The organism is Veillonella sp. (assembly GCF_019414865.1).
Lineage (GTDB): Bacteria > Bacillota > Negativicutes > Veillonellales > Veillonellaceae > Veillonella.
This window is the reverse complement of sequence record NZ_DXLG01000080.1, coordinates 1-7,170: the sequence shown is the minus strand read 5'-3', so window position 1 is coordinate 7,170 and position 7,170 is coordinate 1. Positions and strand designations below refer to the sequence as shown.

Sequence of the window (7,170 nt, the reverse complement as noted above, 5' to 3'; positions counted from 1 at the left end):
TACATATAGTGTATAAAGGAGATAGAGTAATGAATACATTACAAGATTTGATTAAGAAATATGCCGCACAATATAAAGAACAAGTTGTAGAATGGCGTAGACATATTCATAGTCATCCAGAATTATCTGGTGAAGAAAAAAATACATCCTTATTTATTCAAAAGGTTCTTGGTGAATTAGGTATTCCTTTTGTAAATGATGTTTCTGATTATGCAGTTATCGGTAAAATCGAAGGGACTCAACCTGGACCAGTCATTGCATTGCGTGCTGATATAGATGCCTTACCCATACATGAAACTACTGGATTGCCATTTGCATCAGAAAATGATGGCGTTATGCATGCTTGTGGTCATGATAGCCACATTGCAATTTTGCTTGGTGCAGCAGCCATTTTACAGTCTATTAAAGACCAATTGCATGGCACCGTAAAGCTCGTATTCCAGCCTTCCGAAGAGGAAGCATTATTCCCAGGTGCACAAGGTATTGTAGATAGCGGCATTCTTGATGATGTAGATGAAATATATGGCCTTCATGTATGGCCACAATTACCGGTTGGTACGGTAGGTCTAAAAAAAGGTAATTTGATGGCTGCATCGGATCACTTCCTCGTCCATATTAAAGGGAAATCGACCCATGGAGCGGAGCCTCATAATGGGGTAGATGCTATCGTAGCAGCCGCAAACTGGATTGTAAACGTAGAATCTATTGTGGCTCGTGAAACGAATCCAATGGAAAATCTAGTATGTACCATCGGTGTTATCAAGGGGGGCGACAGATACAATGTAGGCTGTGGCGATGTATATCTAGAAGGTACTTGTCGTACTTATGAACCAGCAAAACGGGATTATATAGAACGACGTCTTGGTGAAAGTTTACAAGCTCTCGATATGTTATTAAAAACAGAGAGTACCTTAGATTATAAACGTGGTCATGGTGCTACTATCAACAATCCAGACGCCATCGATTATGCCACATCTATTGTAGAGAAATATCTTGGTAAAGAAGCGGTGGTATATCCTGAATTCCCGTCTATGGCTGCAGAGGACTTCTCCGCGTATCTTCATAAAATAAAAGGTGCTTTCCTTTGGTTAGGTACTGGATTTGAAGGTAATCCGGCCTTGCATAATGAGGCTTTCACCATTGACGAAAGCATCCTAGAACCTGGTATAACAATGATGGCTGCCATTGCCGCCGAATTTTTACAAGAAAAGTAGTTAAATAAGTAGTTTGAAATAAGAGGTTATCATGAAGAGTTTACAACATACATCATTTAAAACAATACTTCAATACACACCAGAAGAAATTAAATACTTCTTGGGCTTGGCTGCAAAATTAAAAGCCGATAAAAAAGCAGGCAAAGAAATCAAAACATTAGTAGGTAAAAACTTTGCGTTGATTTTTGAAAAAGACTCTACACGGACACGTTGTGCCTTTGAAGTAGGTGCTGCGGACCAAGGTGCTCATACAACATATCTTGGCCCTACAGGTTCCCAAATGAATAAAAAAGAATCCTTAAAAGATACAGCTCGTGTTCTAGGATCTATGTATGATGCTATCGAGTTTAGAGGTTTTGATCAAGCCGATGTAGATACATTAGCTGATTATTCTGGCGTACCTGTTTGGAATGGTCTTACCGATATGGACCACCCAACACAAACATTAGCGAATTTTTTGACTCTTCAAGAAAATATCGACAAACCGTTAAATGAAATCTCCTATGCTTATGTGGGTCATGGTCAATCTAATATGTGTAATGCCTTAATGAGTGGCGCCGCTAAAATGGGTATGGACTTTAGACTTATCGGACCTAAACAATACTGGCCAGCCGGTCCATTCTATGAAGAATGTTTAAAAGTTGCAAAAGAAACAGGTGCTACCATTACATGTACAGATAACGTAGCTGAAGGTGTTAAAGGCTTAGATGTAATCTATACAGGTGTATGGGTAACTATGGGTGATACATACGATATGTGGGAAGAACGTATCAATACGTTTAAACCATTCCAAGTTAACGCTGAAATGATGGCATTAACAGGTAATCCAAATACCAAATTCTGTCACTGCTTGCCAGCATTCCACAATACGGAAACTCAAGTTGGTAAAGATATCTTTGAACGGTTTGGCATGAATGGTATTGAGGTAACGGAAGAGGTATTTGAAGGTCCAAATTCCTTAGCATTCCAAGAAGCCGAAAATCGTCTCCATACGATTAAGGCCGTTATGGTTGCTACCTTTAGTGACTATCCATTGAAATAATTTCATCTTCCTAGAAGGTGATGAATCGTATAGTTTGTTTCCTATTTATAATCGCTGAAAGTAATAACTGAGAGCTGTATAGATAGGTGTGAGTCACCAATAGGTGAGAATTGAGGTTTACTATGACACCCTATAAAGTATTTATTGTCGGTCATGAAGGCACAACAGGTTTAAGAATTCATGAACGGTTATCCGATAGAAAAGATATAGAGCTATTAGCTACAGCTGATGAGGATCGTAAAAATGTAGAGGCTATTAAAGAGGTAGCTAAAGAGGCAGATATTGTATTCCTCTGCTTGCCTGATGTGGCATCTAAGGAAATTATGGCTGCTATCGGTGAATTACCATGTAAGGTAATTGATACATCGACTGCCTTTAGAACGGCTGCTGATTGGGCTTATGGCTTCCCAGAGCTCGGTGCGGATTATAAAACAGCCATCGCTACTGAAAAACATATTGCTAACCCTGGTTGTCATGCGAGTGGAATGATTGCTTGTATTGCACCTCTTGTAAAAGCTGGTCTTGTACCAACAGATTATCCTTTCACTATCACATCCTTAACAGGCTATAGCGGTGGTGGTAAAAAGATGATTGGTCAATATGAAAGTGAACCAAAGGATTATTTCCTCTATGCACCGCGTCAATATGGTCTTAGTCAACAACATAAACATTTACCAGAGGTTCAACATGTTTGTGGCCTTAGTGAAGCACCTATTTTTATGCCTATCGTTGACGATTATTATTCTGGCATGGAAGTAACGGTAGGCATTCACAGTCGTTTATGTCAAAAGCCAATCAGTATTGATACAGTGCAACAGGCATTAGAAAACTTTTATAAAGGTAGCCCGATTATTACTGTCGTACCATTTACTGAGAACAGGAATACAGGCATGTTAAATGCAAATCAATTGAGCAACACAGATAGCATGAAAATCTATGTGACTGGCAATGATGAACGCATTATGGTTCATGCTATTTTCGATAATTTAGGCAAAGGTGCCTCTGGTGCTGCTGTTCAATGTATGAACATTGCTTTAGGTTTGCCTGAGGATACAGGCCTAGCACTAGGTTAGAGAGGGAACTATGAAGGACGTAACAAATGCAATGCGGGCGCATATCTTAACTGCGGCCGTTCCATATATTAAACAATATACAGATCAATATGTTGTCGTTAAATATGGCGGCAATGCTATGATTGACGAAGAATTAAAGAAATCCGTTATGAAGGATTTAATGCTACTTCAATTGGTAGGGGTAAAAGTTGTACTCGTTCATGGTGGCGGACCAGCTATTAATAGCACACTAGATGCTATGAAAATTGAATCCCGTTTTGCAAATGGCTTGCGTGTCACTGATGAAGCGACAATGGATGTAGTACAAATGGTATTAGCCGGCAAGGTTAATAAAGGCCTTGTAGCAGATTTAACAGACCTTGGTGGTAAGGCTGTTGGTCTCTGTGGTGTGGATGGTAATATGATTCAAGTTCATAAACAAAATGATGAGCTTGGTTATGTAGGTTATATCGATACGATTGATACAAGTATTATCGATGATGTTATCAGTAGAGGTTATATTCCTGTCATTTCTTCCATTGGTATGGGGGCTGATGGCAAGACATATAATATCAATGCTGATACAGTAGCCGCAAAAATTGCCGGTGCCCTTAAGGCGGAAACAATGGTGGCTATGACAAACATTGATGGTGTGCTACGTGATGTACATGATCCTAATTCTTTAATCTCTAAAATTACTATGGCAGAGGCGGATCAATTAAAAGCAGAGGGGATTATCGCTGGCGGTATGATTCCAAAAGTGGATTGCTGCTTAGAGGCCATCAAATCAGGCGCTCAAAAGGTATTTATCATCAATGGTGAGATCCCACATGCCATTCTTATTGAGCTATTGACTGATGAAGGTCTTGGCACCATGTTTGTAAAGTAATATAGTAGGTATAACGATGGTAAGTATTTATTACCATCGTTAACTTTCACATAGATAGACGACGGCGCGACCGTACGTTCGGAGGATGTAATGAGCAATACAATCGATTTTGAACAACAAGATAAAGAATATATAGCCAATACGTATGGCCGGTTTAACGTATGTTTTGAAAAGGGGAAAGGCTCTCTTTTATGGGATGTAAATGGTAAAGAATACATCGATCTTGGATCTGGTATCGGCGTAACAGCCTTTGGTGTCGATGACGATGAATGGACAGAGGCCGTGACAAAACAATCTCATGCGTTGAACCATATCTCTAATTTGTACTATTCTTTGCCACAAATTGAATTGGCAAAACAATTGTGTGCTAAAACAGGTATGAAGAAGGTATTCTTCTCTAACTCTGGTGCAGAGTCCAATGAATGTGCCATCAAAGCAGCTCGTAAATATAGTCATGACAAATACGGTGAAGGGCGCCATGTCATCGTTACATTGGTTAATAGCTTCCATGGTCGTACTATTACTACCTTGTCTGCTACAGGCCAAGATGTATTCCACCAACATTTCTTCCCATTTACAGAAGGTTTTATTCATACACCTGCTAATGATATTGATGCGGCCTTAAAAGCACTTGATAATCCAGCAGTTTGTGCCATCATGATGGAACCTATTCAAGGTGAAGGTGGTGTTATGCCTTTGGATAAAGAGTTCGTACAAGCAGTAACAAAATATGCTCATGAACACGATCAACTCGTGTTAATCGATGAAGTACAAACTGGTAATGGCCGTACTGGTAGTTTATATGCATACCAACAATTTGGCATCGAGCCAGATGTAGTATCTACGGCAAAAGGTTTAGCAGGTGGCCTTCCGATGGGTGCTACATTATTCAATGAAAAGATGCAATATGTGTTAAATGCTGGTGCACATGCAACAACCTTTGGGGGCAATCCAATCTGTGCGGCAGCAGGCAATACTATCATTAATCGTTTAACACCAGAATTATTAGATTCTGTAAAAGCAAAAGGGGACTATGTAAAAACTACCTTAGCAGGCAAACCTGGTATTCTAGGTGTGAGCGGCATGGGCCTTATGCTTGGTATTGAAACTACAGTAGATCCAAAAGCAGTCATTCCGAAATGTCTTGAAAAGGGCGTTGTATGCTTATCTGCAAAAAATAAAGTACGTCTTTTACCAGCTCTTAATATTCCTCAAGACCAATTGGAAAAAGCGATTACCATTGTAGCTGAAGCTATTGCAGAGTTAGCTGCAAAATAATTTTAAGGATAACTTTTATAAATATCATTTAAAATAGTTGCGTCACCGTATAACCATTGAAATAAATCAATGAATATATAGACTTTAGTTCTCATTCGTGATAACCTAGAAGAAACAGTCTATATTGGAGGAGTAAATATGTATACAGAATCCTTACGTAATGAAGTATTGGTTCCTGCTGTAGCAAAAACTTTGGATATTGCTGCTAAAGCAAAACCTACAAAAGAAGAACTTTTCACAACAGCAAAAATTACTGCTGCTGTGGCAGTTGCAACAGCTGTTGTATCCTTAGCGGTACAAGCAGTATTGCGCAACCGATAAGAAACTAAGAAAACGACATGGCACTGCCTGTCGTTTTCTTTTACTTTTACCCTGTTATTCCCCTTGATTATGGGATTTTATAAGGAGGCGATATCATGCATAGTCGCGATTTAATCGAACAATATAAAGGCTACGTTCAAGATTGGCGTAGATATTTCCATAAACATCCTGAGCTCAGTAATGAAGAATTTGAAACAACTAAAACCTTGGCTAAAGAATTAGAATCTATGGGCGTAGAAGTTCACGCCGATACAGAGCGGGGCATCGGCTTAATTGGTATCATCCGAGGTGGTAAACCTGGCAAAGCCATTGCTTTGCGCGCTGATATTGATGCATTGCCTGTTCACGAACATAATACAGTAGACTATAAATCAGAAACTGAAGGCAAAATGCACGCCTGTGGTCACGATGGTCATATGGCTATTTTATTAGGCGCTGCCAAGATGTTAATGTCTATGAAAGATCGCATCGAAGGCGACGTATATTTAGCCTTTCAACCTGCTGAGGAGACAGGAGCGGGTGCACCAGATTTCATCAAATTTGGGGACTGGTATGATAAGGTGGATGCCATCTTTGGCGGTCATGTATGGATTGATTTACCAGCAGGACTCATATCTGTAGAAGAAGGTCCTCGTATGGCTGCAAGTAGCCAGATCACTATTAATGTAAAAGGCAAACAAGGCCATGGTGCACAGCCACATCAAGCAATTGATGCCATTGTAGTAGCTAGTGCTATCGTCATGAACTTGCAAACCGTAGTATCTCGTAATGTGAGTGCCTTAGATTCTCTTGTACTCACTATTGGTAATATTCACTCTGGATCTGAATGGAATGTTATCCCTGGTGAAGCTAAAATGGGGGGAACTATTCGATTCTTTGACCCAAATCAAGAAGAGTACTATGTTGAATCCATACGACGCGTAGTAGAACATACTGCTGAGGCTTATGGAGCAACTGCTACATTAGAATATGTAAAAAAAGTACCGCCTACTATTAATGATCCTGCATCTAGCGAATTGGCAGAACGTGTCATTATTGATACATTAGGTAAAGACAAACTTTCTAAAATGCGTAAAGTAATGCCAGGGGAAGATTTTGCATGGTATTTACAAGATAAACCAGGATGCTTTGCCTTTATTGGCATTCAAAACCCTGAAATCGAGGCTACCTACGATCATCATAATAATAGATTTAATATGGATGATACTGTACTATCTGCCGCATCTGCGGTATATGCTGAATATGCTATTCAGTGGTTACAAGAACATAAATAGTAAGCGTATAAAAGCGCCATATCTTACGGGATATGGTGCTTTTTCATTGTACGCCGAATAGGCATGACTAAACCCCCAGTTAAACTGGGGGTCGATAAAA

At 39.6% G+C, this 7,170-nt stretch carries 7 protein-coding genes; all 7 read left to right on the top strand.

Features of this window, described 5'->3' with window-relative positions; genetic code table 11:
- Positions 1 to 29: 29 nt before the first annotated feature.
- The 7 genes from QZ334_RS05900 (at position 30) to QZ334_RS05870 (ending at position 7,070) form a co-directional block, all read left to right on the top strand.
- Positions 30 to 1,214 carry a M20 metallopeptidase family protein gene (locus QZ334_RS05900; protein WP_295232724.1) on the top strand — a complete coding sequence of 395 codons (1,185 nt, stop codon included), beginning with the start codon at positions 30 to 32 and terminating at the stop codon, positions 1,212 to 1,214.
- 31 nt (positions 1,215 to 1,245) lie between these two features.
- A complete protein-coding gene (argF, locus tag QZ334_RS05895) occupies positions 1,246 to 2,256 on the top strand; it encodes an ornithine carbamoyltransferase (protein ID WP_416376195.1) in 1,011 nt (336 codons plus the stop codon).
- Between the two features lie 122 nt (positions 2,257 to 2,378).
- Positions 2,379 to 3,329, top strand: coding sequence for an N-acetyl-gamma-glutamyl-phosphate reductase (gene argC, locus QZ334_RS05890; protein ID WP_295232721.1), 951 nt, complete (start codon positions 2,379 to 2,381; stop codon positions 3,327 to 3,329).
- Positions 3,330 to 3,339: 10 nt separating this feature from the next.
- Positions 3,340 to 4,197, top strand: a complete 858-nt coding sequence (gene argB, locus QZ334_RS05885) for an acetylglutamate kinase (RefSeq protein ID WP_295232718.1) — start codon at positions 3,340 to 3,342, stop codon at positions 4,195 to 4,197.
- 90 nt (positions 4,198 to 4,287) lie between these two features.
- The gene (locus QZ334_RS05880; protein WP_295232715.1) at positions 4,288 to 5,475 is read left to right on the top strand and encodes an aspartate aminotransferase family protein; all 1,188 of its coding nucleotides are present in this window, start codon (positions 4,288 to 4,290) and stop codon (positions 5,473 to 5,475) included.
- Between the two features lie 138 nt (positions 5,476 to 5,613).
- A complete protein-coding gene (locus QZ334_RS05875; RefSeq protein ID WP_295232713.1) occupies positions 5,614 to 5,796 on the top strand; it encodes a hypothetical protein in 183 nt (60 codons plus the stop codon).
- 95 nt (positions 5,797 to 5,891) lie between these two features.
- Positions 5,892 to 7,070, top strand: a complete 1,179-nt coding sequence (locus tag QZ334_RS05870) for a M20 metallopeptidase family protein (protein ID WP_295232710.1) — start codon at positions 5,892 to 5,894, stop codon at positions 7,068 to 7,070.
- Positions 7,071 to 7,170 lie beyond the last annotated feature (100 nt).

Excerpts from the sequence above, each read along its gene's own strand:
- argC (WP_295232721.1), top strand. The coding sequence starts at position 2,379 with ATGACACCCTATAAAGTATTTATTGTCGGTCATGAAGGCACAACAGGT.
- argB (WP_295232718.1), top strand. The coding sequence starts at position 3,340 with ATGAAGGACGTAACAAATGCAATGCGGGCGCATATCTTAACTGCGGCC.
- QZ334_RS05870 (WP_295232710.1), top strand. The coding sequence starts at position 5,892 with ATGCATAGTCGCGATTTAATCGAACAATATAAAGGCTACGTTCAAGAT.
- QZ334_RS05900 (WP_295232724.1), top strand. The coding sequence starts at position 30 with ATGAATACATTACAAGATTTGATTAAGAAATATGCCGCACAATATAAA.
- QZ334_RS05875 (WP_295232713.1), top strand. The coding sequence starts at position 5,614 with ATGTATACAGAATCCTTACGTAATGAAGTATTGGTTCCTGCTGTAGCA.
- QZ334_RS05880 (WP_295232715.1), top strand. The coding sequence starts at position 4,288 with ATGAGCAATACAATCGATTTTGAACAACAAGATAAAGAATATATAGCC.
- argF (WP_416376195.1), top strand. The coding sequence starts at position 1,246 with ATGAAGAGTTTACAACATACATCATTTAAAACAATACTTCAATACACA.